At 62.8% G+C, this 13,699-nt stretch carries 12 protein-coding genes and 1 tRNA gene; 4 read left to right on the plus strand and 9 right to left on the minus strand.

What is annotated here, in order from left to right; translation table 11 throughout:
* Positions 1 to 3 precede the first annotated feature (3 nt).
* Genes JOY50_RS24870 through JOY50_RS24880 form a run of 3 tightly spaced genes read left to right on the plus strand, consistent with a single transcriptional unit; the run spans position 4 to position 3,615 of the window.
* The gene (locus JOY50_RS24870; RefSeq protein WP_132846698.1) at positions 4 to 1,518 is read left to right on the plus strand and encodes an efflux transporter outer membrane subunit; all 1,515 of its coding nucleotides are present in this window, start codon (positions 4 to 6) and stop codon (positions 1,516 to 1,518) included.
* Positions 1,515 to 2,603 carry an HlyD family secretion protein gene (locus JOY50_RS24875; RefSeq protein ID WP_243056020.1) on the plus strand — a complete coding sequence of 363 codons (1,089 nt, stop codon included), beginning with the start codon at positions 1,515 to 1,517 and terminating at the stop codon, positions 2,601 to 2,603. The genes JOY50_RS24870 and JOY50_RS24875 overlap by 4 nt, the downstream gene beginning before the upstream one ends.
* Positions 2,593 to 3,615 carry a DUF2955 domain-containing protein gene (locus tag JOY50_RS24880; RefSeq protein ID WP_132846696.1) on the plus strand — a complete coding sequence of 341 codons (1,023 nt, stop codon included), beginning with the start codon at positions 2,593 to 2,595 and terminating at the stop codon, positions 3,613 to 3,615. The genes JOY50_RS24875 and JOY50_RS24880 overlap by 11 nt, the downstream gene beginning before the upstream one ends.
* Before the next feature lie 27 nt (positions 3,616 to 3,642).
* On the opposite strand, the gene JOY50_RS24885 is transcribed toward JOY50_RS24880, so the two are convergent.
* Positions 3,643 to 5,355, minus strand: a complete 1,713-nt coding sequence (locus JOY50_RS24885; RefSeq protein ID WP_243056021.1) for a SulP family inorganic anion transporter — start codon at positions 5,353 to 5,355, stop codon at positions 3,643 to 3,645.
* 382 nt (positions 5,356 to 5,737) lie between these two features.
* On the opposite strand from JOY50_RS24885, the gene JOY50_RS24890 reads away from it, so the two are divergent.
* Positions 5,738 to 6,382, plus strand: a complete 645-nt coding sequence (locus tag JOY50_RS24890; RefSeq protein ID WP_243056022.1) for a hypothetical protein — start codon at positions 5,738 to 5,740, stop codon at positions 6,380 to 6,382.
* Between the two features lie 128 nt (positions 6,383 to 6,510).
* On the opposite strand, the gene ychF is transcribed toward JOY50_RS24890, so the two are convergent.
* The 8 genes from ychF to JOY50_RS24930 all read right to left on the minus strand — a co-directional run bounded on the left by ychF (position 6,511) and on the right by JOY50_RS24930 (position 13,304).
* Positions 6,511 to 7,611 carry a redox-regulated ATPase YchF gene (gene ychF / locus JOY50_RS24895; protein WP_016484859.1) on the minus strand — a complete coding sequence of 367 codons (1,101 nt, stop codon included), beginning with the start codon at positions 7,609 to 7,611 and terminating at the stop codon, positions 6,511 to 6,513.
* Between the two features lie 24 nt (positions 7,612 to 7,635).
* Positions 7,636 to 8,220, minus strand: coding sequence for an aminoacyl-tRNA hydrolase (gene pth / locus JOY50_RS24900; protein WP_132846694.1), 585 nt, complete (start codon positions 8,218 to 8,220; stop codon positions 7,636 to 7,638).
* Between the two features lie 79 nt (positions 8,221 to 8,299).
* Entirely contained in the window at positions 8,300 to 8,893 is a 594-nt protein-coding gene (locus JOY50_RS24905; RefSeq protein ID WP_243056023.1) for a 50S ribosomal protein L25/general stress protein Ctc, read from the minus strand.
* A gap of 117 nt (positions 8,894 to 9,010) precedes the next feature.
* Entirely contained in the window at positions 9,011 to 9,952 is a 942-nt protein-coding gene (locus tag JOY50_RS24910; RefSeq protein WP_003247410.1) for a ribose-phosphate pyrophosphokinase, read from the minus strand.
* A 48-nt stretch (positions 9,953 to 10,000) separates the two neighbouring features.
* Positions 10,001 to 10,075 (minus strand) — tRNA-Gln (locus tag JOY50_RS24915).
* Between the two features lie 20 nt (positions 10,076 to 10,095).
* Entirely contained in the window at positions 10,096 to 10,956 is an 861-nt protein-coding gene (gene ispE, locus JOY50_RS24920) for a 4-(cytidine 5'-diphospho)-2-C-methyl-D-erythritol kinase (protein WP_019470987.1), read from the minus strand.
* Positions 10,957 to 10,960: 4 nt separating this feature from the next.
* Complete coding sequence (gene lolB / locus JOY50_RS24925; protein WP_243056024.1) at positions 10,961 to 11,578, minus strand: lipoprotein insertase outer membrane protein LolB; 618 nt, start codon at positions 11,576 to 11,578, stop codon at positions 10,961 to 10,963.
* A 4-nt stretch (positions 11,579 to 11,582) separates the two neighbouring features.
* A complete protein-coding gene (locus JOY50_RS24930) occupies positions 11,583 to 13,304 on the minus strand; it encodes a tetratricopeptide repeat protein (RefSeq protein ID WP_019470985.1) in 1,722 nt (573 codons plus the stop codon).
* Between the last annotated feature and the right edge of the window lie 395 nt (positions 13,305 to 13,699).

Raw genomic sequence — 13,699 nt, forward strand, 5'->3', positions numbered from 1 at the left:
ACCATGCCCAACCACTGCTATGGCCTGGGGTTGCTGATGGTGCTGGCCGGCTGCACCCAAGTCGGCCCGGATTTCGAAAAGCCCCAACACCCGTGGCTGGACGGCTGGAGCACGCCTTTGCTGGAGCAGGCAGGGCGCAGCGCCGCAACACCCGACCTGCGCCAGTGGTGGGCGGTATTCGCCGACCCGAAGCTGGATGCGCTGATTGCCGAGGCCGATGCCAACAACACCAACCTGCGCGTGGCTGGCCTGCGCATTGCTGAAGCCCGCGCCCAGTTGGCCATCGTGCAGACCGGGCGTTATCCACAGCTGCAGCAGCTGAGTGCGCAGAGTCTGTACCTGAAGCAGAACCAGTCCGGCACTGCCACTGCGCGCGACTCGGTGTTCTGGCAATCCAGTGTCGGCTTCGACATTGGCTGGGAAATCGACTTCTGGGGCCGCTTCAGTCGCGCCATAGAAAGCGCCGATGCCGTGTACTTCGCCTCTCAGGCCAACTATGCCGACGCCATGCTGCTGCTGCGTGCACAAGTGGCCGACACCTACTTTGCCCTGCGTACTGCGGAGGCGCGGCTGGCTATCGCGCAAGAGAACGGCAAGCGCCAGGCGCGCAGCCTGGAGATCACCGAACGGTTGTTCCGCCATGGCGAAAATGACGAACTCGACTGGCAGCAAGCGCGCACTCAATACCTGGCAACCCTGGCCACCATCCCCGAATTCGAGAACCAGCTCAACGCCCTGCGTAACGTGCTGTGCTCGTTGCTGGGCCGCCCACCCGGGCCGCTGCCGCAGCTGGAGCCCGGCCATGGCCAGCTGCCGCTGCCAGACCGCGCAGTGCTGCAGGGCGTACCTGCCAGCCTGCTGCAGCGCCGCCCGGATATCCGCGCCGCCGAGCAGGCAGTGGCGGCGCAATCGGCGTTGGTCGGCGTGGCCGAGGCGGATCTTTATCCCCAGCTGAGCCTGCTGGGCAGCATCGGCTGGAGCTTCGTCTCGGCCAGCCACCTGCCCAATACCTTCGACATCGCCGCCGGGCCCAGCCTGATCTGGAACCCGTTCGACTATGGCCGGCGCAAGAATGCCGTGCGGGTAGAAGATGCCCGCTTGCAGCAACTGATCGAGTTGTACCACCAGAGCGTGCGCGAAGCCGCCCGTGAGGCCGACGATGCCGCCAGCGGGCTGGTGCGCTCGCTGCAGAGTGCAACCATTCGCGACCAGGCCTCCCAAGCTGCGCAACGCTCGCTGAACCTGGCCAGCTCGCAGTACCGCGAAGGCTTCGCCGACTTCCAGCGCGTGCTCGACGCCCAGCAACTGCTGTTGCAACAACAGGATGGCTACCTGGTCAGCCGCGGCAACGCCGTCAGCAGCCTGGTGAGCTTGTACAAGGCCTTGGGCGGTGGCTGGGACACCCGCCGCGCACCGATCGACCCGGCCACGCGTCAGCAGATGCAGCAACGCACTGATTGGGGCGACCTGCTCGGCCCGCCAGCCCCCACCGCACATGCACAAGGTGAAAGCCAATGAGCGACGCCACGCCCCCGTCAGCCCCTGATCGCGGCATGCGCTGGGTGCTGCTGCTGATCGCCGTGAGCCTGCTCTGGTACCTGTTGGCCGACCGCTTCACGCCATACACCCAGCAGGCCCGCCTGCAGGCCTACGTGGTACCGGTGGCCGCCGAGGTGGCAGGGCAGATCAAGCGCGTGGCAGTAGGCAACAACCAGGAAGTGCGCCAGGGCGATGTGCTGTTCGAACTGGACCAGGAGCAGTACCGCATTGCCTTGGCCCGCGCCGAAGCAGACCTCGATACGGTGCGCCGGCAGATCGGCGCCAGTACCGCCGGCATCGATTCGGCCCAGGCAGCGCTGGTGGCCGCTCAGGCCAACGAGCGCAAGGCGCGACAGGATGCCGAGCGGCTCAAGCGCCTGATCGATGAGGACCCCGGCACGGTATCGGTGCGCCGCCTGGAAGGCGCCCAGGCCACCCGCGACCAGGCCATCAGCCAGGTGGCAGCGGCCCGTGCCGAAGTGCAGCGCGCCCGTGAACAGCAGGGCGGGGCACAGGATGACAACGCCCAGCTGCGCAGTGCCGCGGCCAATGTGGAAAAGGCCCGCCTGGACCTTGCTCGCACCGTGGTGCGCGCCGATGCCAACGGGCTGATCACCGACCTGCGCACCGACGTTGGCCACTATGTCGGGGCGGGTAGCCCGATGATGACCCTGATCAGTATCCATGACGTGTGGATAAGTGCCGACATGACCGAGAACAACCTCGGCCGCCTGCGCCCCGACACCCCGGTGCTGGTAGTGCTTGATGCATTGCCCGGCACCGTGTTGAAGGGGCGTATCCGCAGCATCGGCTACGGCGTGAGCGTGGGCCAGGGCACCCCGCCGGGCACATTGCCCACCGTGCAGAACAGCCGCGAGTGGCTGCGTTCGGCCCAGCGCTTTCCGGTGATTGTCGAGCTGGAGCGTGATCAGCTGTCAGACAAGCGCGGGCTGCGGGTAGGCGGGCAGGCCGAGGTCATGGCGCTGCCCAGCGAAGGCAACCCGCTGAACCTGCTGGGCCGGCTGTTCATGTGGCTGATGAGCTGGTTGTCCTATGCCTATTGAGTTGCGCCGCTTGCGGGCCCTGCGCCTGGCCTGGGGTGTGGCGCTGTGCCTGGCAGTGAGTTTTGGCATCGGCTTGCCGGTGCCGATCCTGGCACCGGTGTTCGCCGTGCTGCTGCTGGCCATGCGCAGCCAGCCACTGCCTCTGCGAGCGGCGCCGGCCTTGGCGGTGCTGGTACTGCTCGCCTGTGGCAGCGGGCTATTGCTGGTTCCGCTGTTGCGTCACGCGCCGGTGAGCGGGGTATTGCTGGTGGGCGTGGGTGTTTTCCTCACCTTGCGCTACGCGCTGAAGGGCGGCAACGGCCTGCTGGCGAACTTGATGGTGGTCGGCCTGACCATGATCGCGGCCGCCGGCACCAGCGACTTCACCTTGGCGCTGTCGGTGGTCGAAGCGCTGGCCAAAGGCATGCTGCTGGCAGTGCTGGGCACGGCGCTGGCGCATGTGCTGTTTCCCGAACCTGCGGGAGCACCGGCGCAACCGGTACCACCGCTGCCGGGCAGCGCGCATGTCAGCTGGGTGGCATTGCGCGCCACGCTGATCGTGATGCCTGCGTTTCTGCTGGCGGTGATTGCCCCGGACCAGTACATGCCGCTGATCATGAAGGCAGTGAGTGTGGGGCAACAAGCGGGCGAAACCCGCGCGCGCCACGCCAGCCGAGAGCTGATTGGTTCGACCTTGCTTGCCGGCCTGCTGGCGATACTGATGTGGGGCGCGTTGAGCCTGTTCGTGCACCTGTGGATGTTCTTCCTCTGGGTGCTGCTGTTCGTCCTGTGGCAGGCGCGGCGGCTGTATCAGGCGGTGCCCAACCGGCAGAGCCCGGCGTACTGGGTCAGTTGCCTGACCACCATGCTGATCTTGCTGGGGCAGTCGGTGCAGGACAGTGCGGGTGGGCAGGATGTGTACAAGGCGTTTGCGGTGCGCATGGCGTTGTTTCTGGCGGTATCGGTGTATGCCAGTGTCATGTTGATCTGGATTGACCGGCTTCGGGTTCGGCGTGCGCTGCTTCGCGGGTGAGTCCGCGAAGCAGCCAGCACAGGGAACCTAGGGCTGCCAATCAACCCCACTTTCTTCCAGATAGGCATCCACAGCGGCACCCACCGTGGGGTGAAAAGCCTTTTCCCCCATATGCTGAAACAACCCGAACCGCCGCATCTTGTCCTTTACCGGGTCTTTCATCTCGGCAAACTGCAATTCCACCCCTCGTGCCTCCAATGCCCGGTCCAGCTCGGCCAGCATGTCTGCCGAGGTGATGTCGATACTGGTCACCGGTTCCGCGGCTATTAGCAGCCGCTGCACCGGCGTCGGCGACTCGTCTACAGCCGCCATCACTGTGCTCTGGAACTGCTCGGCATTGGCAAAGAACAGCGGCGCGTCCCAACGCAGCAACACCAGCCCCGGAATGCGTCGTGCCTGTGGATAACGCTGCACATCGTGGTACCCCCGGGTGCCATCCACCCGGCCCAGCACTGCATGGTGTGGCCGCCAGCCGTCCCACAGAAACTCGATCACCGCTATTGCCACCGCAATGCAGATACCGGGAATGGCGCCAAACACCGCCACGCCGACGAAGCAGGTGAACGACAGCCAGAACTCCCACTGCTGCATGCGGAATATACGTTTGAGGTCGGTGAACTCGAACAGCCCCACTGCTGCGGCAATCACCACAGCCGCCAGGGCACTGCTGGGCAGGTGCTGCATCAGGTTGGGCGCTACCAGCAGCAACAGGGTTACCGCCAGCGCACCGATAATGCCGGTGAGCTGGGTTTGCGAGCCGGCTGCCTCGGCCACCGGTGTGCGCGACGCGCTGCTGCTGATAGGAATGCCCTGGAACAACCCCGAGGCGAGGTTGGCTACGCCCAGGCCAAACATTTCCTGGTTCGGATTGACCGGCATTTTCAGGCGTGCGGCATAGGAGCGTGACAGCACACTGGTATCGGCGAACGACACCAGCGCCACCGCGATGCCGCCAAGCAGCACCTCCACCAGGTCGATATCGCTGACCCAGGGCAAGGCGAAGCTGGGCAGCCCTTGCGGTAACTTACCGAGCACTTTCACGCCTTGCTGGTCGAGCCCCAGCAGGCTCACCGCCAGCGTCGCCAGTACCACCGCAATGAGTATGCCTGGCACGTGCTTGAAGGGCTTGAGCAGCAGGATCAGCGCCAGGCTGGCGCCACCGACCATGAAGCTTGGCCAATGACCCTGGCCGGCGAGCAAGGCCTGGATCAGGTTCCAGATATCCCGCAGTGGGCCTTGGCTGTCCACAGACAGGCCGAACAGTTTCGGCAGCTGGCTGATCAACACCGTCAGGGCGATGCCATTCATGTAGCCATAGCGGATCGGCTTGGACAGCAACTCGGTGATGAAGCCCAGGCGCAGCAGGCCGGCAACCACGCAGAACGCCCCGGCGACCAGCGCCATCATGCTGGCGATGGCGATTGCCCGCTGCGGGTCGCTGGCGGCGTACTGCACCACCACCGCCAGGATCGGCGCGGCCAGTGCCGAGTCCGGGCCCAGCACAAGGATCCGGCTGGGGCCGAACAAGGCGTAGGCCAGCAACGGGATGATGGTGGCGTACAGGCCGTAGATACCGGGTACGCCGGACGCTTCGGCGTAGGCAATGCCCACGGGCACCAGCATGGTTGTCAGCACCAGGCCGGCGGCGATGTCCTTGGCTAGCCAGGCGCGTTGGTAGTGGAGCAGGGTGACCAGGCCTGGCAGCCAGCGTTGCCAGTCGACGCGAGGTGGTTCGGGCATGGTGCGGGCTCTGGGGGAGGAGGGTGCTCCATTACAGCTTAGATGCTGACATCGGGGGCCGCTTTGCGGCCCATCACTGGCTTATGGCCAGCGCTGTACTTGTGGGAGCGGCCTTGTGTCGCGATAGGGCTGCAAAGCAGCCTCGGCGATCTCAAGCCGTCTACCCCGTCGACAGCTTGGAGCTGCAGCCAACCTACCTTTCCCGATAGCACGCCTTTGCGGCTGCTACCCAGTGAACTCTTCTTCATCCCGGTGATCTTACCCTCGCTTTCAGGCCTGTAGCGCCTGCGTTGCCATGCCACGCACTGCCAGGTCAGGCCCATTAGCCGCCAGATGAACACTTGCTTCGAATATTCAACGATGAACCTTGCGAGGGATTGCAATGAAGAAATACCGAGCCTTGGCGCTTCTGCCTTTTTTCCTGACGGGTTGTTCTTCAACCGAAATGCAGGGGGCGTTGGACTCGCTCAATGGGGTTGGTCAATCCATTGGTGCCAACCTGCAACAGGCAGCCACAGCATCGACGGGGAGTGCTAGCAAGAACAGCTTGGTTCGTTCACCCCTGTACAACGCCTTGCGCCAGAACCTCTCGAAAGATGGGCGAGCACCTGAGTGGCCCAAGGTGGTTATCACTAACCTGGAGATTCCGGCTGATCAACTTAGCCTGAGCCGCAGCCTCACCCTCAAGACCACCGACTGCATTCATTTTGATGCAGTGCTTTGGCACGATGCCAAGCGACCTGAGCGCTTCAGTAATCTTTCCCTTTGTGCACCGGAGCTGCCCAAGCAGTCCAACAACTTCGTGTTGACCTGGAAGAGCTTTTCCATTTCAGGAAAAACCACTGGCCAGGTGCGCACCGATGGGCCAACGCCGCCGTATATGAAGTTGCCCAGCGACCCTGCCATGGACAGTTGGGTGATGAACCAGTTTGGTCTCTACTATGTGGGGTCGCTGCTGACGCTGGTGGGTTACGACCAGAACTTTACCGTTGATGATCGTCGGTTCTGGATCAAGAATCTGAAGTGATGTAATAGAAACGAAAAAGCCGCGCTATTGCGCGGCTTCTTCGTATTGAGTGCCCGGTCCTGAACAAGATTTGCACCTGTTCTCAGGGCTGGACAGTCTCATGGGACGCTGTGAAAACAGTGGCTACATCAGACGTTGAAGCGGAAGTGCATCACGTCGCCGTCCTTGACGATGTAATCCTTGCCTTCCAGGCGCCACTTGCCGGCTTCCTTCGCACCACCTTCACCTTTGAACTGGATGAAGTCGTCATAGGCCACCACTTCAGCGCGGATGAAACCTTTTTCGAAGTCGGTGTGAATAACGCCAGCAGCCTGCGGTGCAGTGGCGCCGACGCGTACAGTCCAGGCACGTACTTCCTGCACGCCGGCAGTGAAGTAGGTCTGCAGGTTCAGCAGCTCGTAACCGGCGCGGATCACGCGGTTCAGGCCAGGCTCTTCCAGGCCCAGGGCCTCGAGGAACATGTCCTTCTCTTCACCGTCGTCCAGCTCGGCGATTTCTGCTTCGATCTTGTTGCACACCGGCACCACTACCGCGCCTTCTTCCTCGGCGATGGCCTTGACCACGTCCAGGTGCGGGTTGTTGTCGAAGCCGTCTTCGGCAACGTTGGCGATGTACATTACCGGCTTGCTGGTCAGCAGGTGGAAGCCACGAATGACGGCCTTTTCGTCGTCAGCCATGTTCTTCATCAGGCTGCGCGCAGGCTTCCCTTCGGTAAAGTGCGGGATCAGCTTTTCCAGTATGGCCTTTTGCGCCAGGGCTTCCTTGTCGCCGCCCTTGGCGTTGCGGGCTACCTTCTGCAGTTGCTTTTCGCAGCTGTCGAGGTCCGCGAAGATCAGTTCGAGGTCGATGATCTCGATGTCACGCTTGGGGTCGACACTATTGGAAACGTGGATCACGTTTTCGTCTTCGAAGCAGCGCACCACGTGGGCAATGGCGTCGGTCTCGCGGATGTTGGCGAGGAACTTGTTGCCCAGGCCTTCGCCTTTCGAGGCACCGGCAACCAGGCCGGCGATGTCGACGAATTCCATGGTGGTCGGCAGGATGCGGTTTGGCTTGACGATTTCAGCCAGCGCAGCCAGACGAGCATCGGGCATCGGCACGATGCCGCTGTTTGGCTCGATGGTGCAGAAAGGGAAGTTCTCCGCCGCGATGCCAGACTTGGTCAGGGCGTTGAACAGGGTGGACTTGCCGACGTTGGGCAGGCCGACGATGCCGCAATTGAAACCCATGGGTATTCCCCTCTCTAAAGGAATTCAGGCCTTCTGGCTGTGCAGCTCGCGCATCGCCTTGGCGAAATCGCCGGCAAGCACGTCCGGCAGCACGCCGAGGGCAAAATCGATGCTGGCGTCGAGCTTCTCCTGCTCGGCGCGCGGCGCGCGGCCCAGGACGAAGTTGGAGACCAGTTTGGCGTCGCCCGGGTGGCCAATGCCAAGCCGCAGGCGGTGGAAGTCGTTCTGGTTGCCGAGCTGCGCGATGATGTCGCGCAGGCCGTTGTGCCCACCATGGCCGCCGCCGCGCTTGAGCTTGGCAACGCCCGGAGGCAGGTCGAGTTCGTCGTGCGCCACCAGGATTGCTTCCGGCTTGATGCGGAAGAAATTGGCCAAGGCCGCCACGGACTGGCCGCTGCGGTTCATGTAGGTGGTGGGGATCAACAAACGAACGTCGTTGCCCTGATGGCTGAACTTAGCCGTCAGGCCGAAATACTTTTTGTCAGCGGAGAGCGAAATACGCTGGGCGCTGGCAATGCGTTCAACGAAAAGAGCCCCTGCGTTATGCCGGGTCTGTTCGTATTCGGGGCCGGGGTTACCCAGGCCAACGATCAACTGGATGGCGGTCACGTCAGGGGCTCTTCCTTGGAGTTGGTGGGTTACAGTGCGCGCGGCACTGTAACCCGATCAACGCCGGCGTGCGAGTGGATTACTCGGCAGCGCCTTCTGCTTCTGGAGCAACGCGTGGAGCGTGAACGTTGGCAACAGCTTTGTCATCACCGTGGGCCAGAGCTACGAACTCTACGCCTTTCGGAGCTTTCAGGTCCGACAGGTGGATGATGGTGCCGATTTCAGCGTTGGCCAGGTCAACTTCGATGAACTCAGGCAGGTCTTTGGCTTCGCAGGAAACTTCGATCTGCGATTCAACGTGCGAGATCTCGCCGCCTTTCTTGACCGGTGCTTCTTCGTTGATGAAGTGCACTGGAACAACAGCGGTCAGCTTCTGGCCAGCAACGACGCGGATGAAGTCAGCGTGCATGATGAACTGCTTGGCAGGGTGACGCTGCATGGCCTTGACGATGACGTTTTGCTTGACGCTGTCAACGTTCAGCTCGATCACGTGGCTGAAGGCAGCTTCGTCTTCGAACAGCTTGGTGATTTCCTTGGCCAGGATGGTCAGGGATTGAGCTTCTTTGTCACCACCGTAGACAACGGCAGGAATGCTCAGCGCATGACGCAGGCGGCGGCTCGCACCTTTCCCCAGGTCAGTACGCGCTTGGGCGTTCAGAATAAAATCAGTCATTTTGTTTCTCCAAAATAGCCCCCCGAGGGCGTTTGCGACCAGCGCCAACGGGATGGCAAAAAAGCCCCGCCCCAACACATGCTGGGGCGGGGCGCTTCACATCAACACGCGTTCCGCTTAGCGGAACATCGCGCTGATCGATTCTTCGTTGCTGATGCGGCGGACCGCTTCAGCGACAACCGGTGCGATATCCAACTGGCGGATACGGTCACAGGCTTGAGCAGCGGCGGACAGCGGAACGGTGTTGGTCACCACCAGCTCGTCCAGTACCGACTTCTCGATGTTCTCGATCGCGCGGCCCGACAGGACAGGGTGCGTGCAGTAGGCGTAAACCTTGGCAGCGCCGTGCTCTTTCAGGGCTTTGGCCGCATGGCACAGGGTGCCGGCGGTGTCGACCATGTCGTCTACCAGGATGCAAGTGCGCCCTTCGACGTCGCCGATGATGTGCATGACCTCGGAGTGGTTAGCCTTCTCGCGGCGTTTGTCGATGATACCCAGGTCGACGCCCAGGGACTTGGCAACGGCACGTGCGCGCACGACACCACCAATGTCCGGGGAGACGATCATCAGGTTCTCGAAACGCTGGTCTTCGATGTCGTCGACAAGTACGGGCGAGCCGTAGATGTTGTCGACGGGGATATCGAAGAAGCCTTGGATCTGGTCAGCGTGCAGGTCGACGGTGAGAACACGGTCGATACCCACGACAGTGAGCATGTCAGCGACAACTTTGGCGCTGATGGCTACACGTGCCGAACGCGGACGGCGGTCCTGGCGGGCATATCCGAAGTAAGGAATCACGGCGGTGATTCGGGATGCTGAGGAGCGGCGGAAGGCGTCGGCCATCACTACCAGTTCCATCAGGTTATCGTTGGTCGGGGCACAGGTCGGCTGAATAATGAAAACGTCTTTACCGCGAACATTTTCATTGATCTCAGTGCTGATCTCGCCGTCGGAGAATTTACCGACAGAGACGTCACCGAGAGGGATATGCAGCTGACGTACGACACGCCGAGCCAGATCGGGGTTAGCGTTCCCCGTAAAGACCATCATCTTGGACACGCGCAGTACCTGAAGGCTGAGGGTATACCTGGATGAGTATAAGGAAAATGGCAGGGGCGGCTGGATTCGAACCAACGCATGGCAGGATCAAAACCTGCTGCCTTACCGCTTGGCGACGCCCCTGTATCTGTTGCTGCGAACGCTTATGCGCTCGACTTCTTGACCAGACTTTGCAGCTTGCGATGCAACATCGAAATATTGCTTCCTTTCGCCACAAACCCTGTTTGGGTCGCTGAAAGAAGGGCCAGAACTTTATCAGCTTCGGCTTTGCTTGGGAAGGCCCCAAACACACAACTTCCAGTGCCAGTTAGTCGAGCCTCAGTGAATTTACCCAATGAATTCAACGCATTGCGAACTTCTGGGTAACTCTGCTCTACCACTGGTTGGCAGTCATTTCGACTGTTTCCCTCGGGAACGGGGCGCATATTAAGGGGGAGGGAATCACGTGTCAACTGTGGATGTGAAAAAATTTCTACTGTACTGACAGACACTTGCGGCACCAGCACGACATACCAAGGCTCTTCAGGGTCGACCGGGGTCAGCTGTTCGCCCACGCCTTGTGCGAACGCCGCATGGCCACGCACGAATACCGGTACGTCTGCACCCAGGCTCAGGCCCAGTGCGGCCAGGCGGTCTTCGTCCCAGTCCAGTTGCCACAGGTGGGCCAGGGCCAGCAGGGTGGTAGCGGCATCCGAGCTGCCACCGCCGATACCGCCACCCATGGGCAGCACCTTGGTCAGCCAGATGTCGGCACCCAACGGGCTGCCGGACTGTGCCTGCAGCTTGCGCGCGGCACGCACGATCAGGTTGCTGTCGTGCGGTACTGCCTCGATCTCGGTGTGCAGGCGGATCACGCCATCGTCACGTACGGCGAAACTCAGTTCGTCGCCATGGTCGAGAAACTGGAACACGGTTTCCAGCTCGTGATAGCCATCCGCGCGGCGGCCGATGATATGCAGCCACAGGTTGAGCTTGGCCGGGGCGGGCAGGGTGAGCGTGTGCATGAAATCAGTGCCCCAGCTGGCGTGGCTGCCAGTCCTTGACCACCAGGGTCACGTCCAGGTCCTTGCCGTGCAGCTTCATGCGCTCGGGCAACCAGTAGCCATGCTGCTCGGTGTAGCTCAGGTACTGCACCTGCCAGCCATCCTGGTCGAGGCTGGCCAGGCGGCTGTCGCCGTCCAGGGTCAGCTTGCTCTTGCTGTCGGGGGCGGGCAGGCCGCGGACCCACCAGACCAGGTGCGACACGGGCAACTGCCAGCCAAGCTGCTCTTCCAGCAGGGCTTCCGGGCTGGTGGCCTCGAAGCGGCCTTGGTTGGCCACTTCCAGCACCACGCCGCCGGGGCGGCCGGTCAGGCGTGCGGCCCCACGGCCGAGCGGGCCAGCCAGGCGAATGTCGTAATAGTCCTGGCGCTGCAGCCAGAACAGCGTGCCGCTGCCGGAGTCGCGCGGGGCGCGGATCCCGACCTTGCCGTTGATCTGCCAGCCATCAAGGCTGCTCAGCTGCTCTTTATGGGCCCGCCACTGCTGCGGGTCGCCGTGACCTTGCAGGGCCTCGCGGCTACCGAAGCCGGCACAACCGGCCAGCAGGGCAATCAGGGTGAAGGTGATGCAATGGCGCAAAAACATGGCGTTAAAGGGTCTCGGATCCGGTCAGGCGCAGGAGGGTCTTGCGCAGGATGGGGCTGTCGGCCTGGGCTTCGAAGCCCTTGGCCCATACCTGGCGGGCTTCGCGGCGCTTGCCGTTGGCCCACAGCACTTCGCCCAGGTGGGCAGCCACTTCGTGGTCGGGGAAGTTGGAGAAGGCTTGGCGCAGGTAGGTTTCAGCCTCGTCGAGGTTGCCCAGGCGGTAGTTGACCCAGCCCAGGCTGTCGAGGACCGCCGGGTCGTCCGGGGTCAGCTGGTGGGCCTTGTCGATCAGCGCCTTGGCTTCGGTGTAGCGAGTGGTGCGGTCGGCCAGGGTGTAGCCCAGGGCGTTCAGGGCCATGGCATTTTCCGGCTCGCGGGCGATGATGGCGCGCAGGTCTTTTTCCAGCTGGCCAAGGTCGTCACGTTTTTCGGCCAGCATGGCGCGGGTGTACAGCAGGTTGAGGTCGTCCGGGTAGCGCTGGATGGCTTGCTGCAGCACCTGGCTGGCCTGGGCGTCCTTGTTGTTGTTGCTGTAGCTTTCCGATTCGATCAGGAACAGCTGGATGGCGTAGTCCGGCTGGGCTTCGCGGGCCTCGGCGAGCAGGCGCGAGGCCTCGGTGCCGCGGCCGTTGGCAATCAGGATGTCGGCCTGGCGCAGCTGCGCCGGCAGGTAGTCGGGGCCAGGGCCGACCAGGGCGTACTCACGCAGGGCGCCAGCGGGGTCGTGGCGTTCTTCGCGGATGCGGCCCAGGTTCAGGTGTGCGGCGTCGACGTTGCTGTCACGCTCGATCAGCTCTTGCAGGTAGCCTTCGGCTTCATCCCAGTCTTTGTTTTCCAGGCACACCAGGGCCAGTGAGTAACGCAGCTCGTCATCGTCGGGGTATTGCTGGACCAGGCTGAGGAACTCGCCCTTGGCATCGGCGATGCGGTCCTGCTCGACCAGGGTCCGGGCGTAGGTCAGGCGCAGGCGCTTGTCATCCGGGTTGTCGCGGATTGCGCCGCGCAGCAGTGGCAGTGCCTCAGGGCCGCGGTCCAGGGCTTGCAGCAGGCGGGCGCGCAGCAGGATCGGGGCAATTTCGCCGTTTTGCGTCGGGTGCGATTCGAGCAGCTCCAGCGCCTCTTCGGCCTTGCCGTCCTGGTTTAGCAATAGGGCCTTGCCGAACACCAACTGACCGTTGTCGGGGTATTTCACCAGCAGGCGCTCGAAGCTTTGCAGCAGGCCGTCGCGGGTGCTCTGGTCGGTTTCGGCGGCGGACAGAGCGAGGAAGTCGAAGTGGGTGTCGCCTTGGCCCTGCAGCACCTTTTCCATGTAGGCCATGGAGTCGTCATAGCGGCCGGCGCGGGCCAGCTGGATGGCGGCGGCGCGCTGGGCGTCGAGGTTCTGCGGGTCGTTGCGGGCCCAGACCAGCGCGTTGTCCAGCGCAGGCTCGTCGGCGCCGAGGTATTCGGCAATGCGGTAGGCGCGCTCGGAGACCGCGGGGTCCTGGGTTTTTGCTGCCTGGTCGGTGTAGTTGGCCAGGGCAATATCGAAGCGGTTGCGCTGGCCGGCCAGTTCCGCGACCAGCAGGCTATACAGTGTGTCCTGCTTGAACGAGCCATACACCACGGGCTTTTCCGCCTCGCCCTTGCCGGCTTCGGCGACGGGAGGCTCGGCCTTTTGCGGGGCCAGGCTCTGGCAGCCCTGGAGCAGGGCGAAGGCAAGCAGCAATGCGTATGGTTTGTTCATAGAAAGGCTTATAGGAGGACTCACCGGCGGTCGGAGCATGATGACACAAGCGCGGGGGCAAAACCCACCTGCGAAGGTATGAAGCATATGCTTAGCACATGCAGACCGCGCAGCGCGCGCAGGGTTCGCCCAGGCATTGCCACGATGCCCAGCGCTCGCGCGAGCTCACGCTTTTGTTTCTGTTTCTGCTTCTGCTTCTGCTTCTAAGCGCGCGATAGTTCAAGCTACGCAGATTGCGACTTCAGGAGGCCGAGCGCAGGGCTTGCGTAGGGAGGTGACGGGCATGGATGCCCGTCAAGCGCTGGGCCCCAGGATGGGGCCTGCAGCGCGGTCCTCCCGGGAGCAAGCCCGGAGCGAGGGGACCCCGGAGCGAAGCGCAGGGGCCGGATGATGGG

The organism is Pseudomonas sp. BP01, assembly GCF_022760795.1.
GTDB lineage: Bacteria > Pseudomonadota > Gammaproteobacteria > Pseudomonadales > Pseudomonadaceae > Aquipseudomonas > Aquipseudomonas putida_Q.

What these genes read in the sequence shown, in the direction of transcription:
- JOY50_RS24870 (WP_132846698.1), top strand. Translation starts at nt 4, where the DNA reads ATGCCCAACCACTGCTATGGCCTGGGGTTGCTGATGGTGCTGGCCGGC.
- JOY50_RS24875 (WP_243056020.1), top strand. Translation starts at nt 1,515, where the DNA reads ATGAGCGACGCCACGCCCCCGTCAGCCCCTGATCGCGGCATGCGCTGG.
- JOY50_RS24880 (WP_132846696.1), top strand. Translation starts at nt 2,593, where the DNA reads ATGCCTATTGAGTTGCGCCGCTTGCGGGCCCTGCGCCTGGCCTGGGGT.
- JOY50_RS24885 (WP_243056021.1), bottom strand. Translation starts at nt 5,355, where the DNA reads ATGCCCGAACCACCTCGCGTCGACTGGCAACGCTGGCTGCCAGGCCTG.
- JOY50_RS24890 (WP_243056022.1), top strand. Translation starts at nt 5,738, where the DNA reads ATGAAGAAATACCGAGCCTTGGCGCTTCTGCCTTTTTTCCTGACGGGT.
- ychF (WP_016484859.1), bottom strand. Translation starts at nt 7,611, where the DNA reads ATGGGTTTCAATTGCGGCATCGTCGGCCTGCCCAACGTCGGCAAGTCC.
- JOY50_RS24905 (WP_243056023.1), bottom strand. Translation starts at nt 8,893, where the DNA reads ATGACTGATTTTATTCTGAACGCCCAAGCGCGTACTGACCTGGGGAAA.
- ispE (WP_019470987.1), bottom strand. Translation starts at nt 10,956, where the DNA reads ATGCACACGCTCACCCTGCCCGCCCCGGCCAAGCTCAACCTGTGGCTG.
- lolB (WP_243056024.1), bottom strand. Translation starts at nt 11,578, where the DNA reads ATGTTTTTGCGCCATTGCATCACCTTCACCCTGATTGCCCTGCTGGCC.
- JOY50_RS24930 (WP_019470985.1), bottom strand. Translation starts at nt 13,304, where the DNA reads ATGAACAAACCATACGCATTGCTGCTTGCCTTCGCCCTGCTCCAGGGC.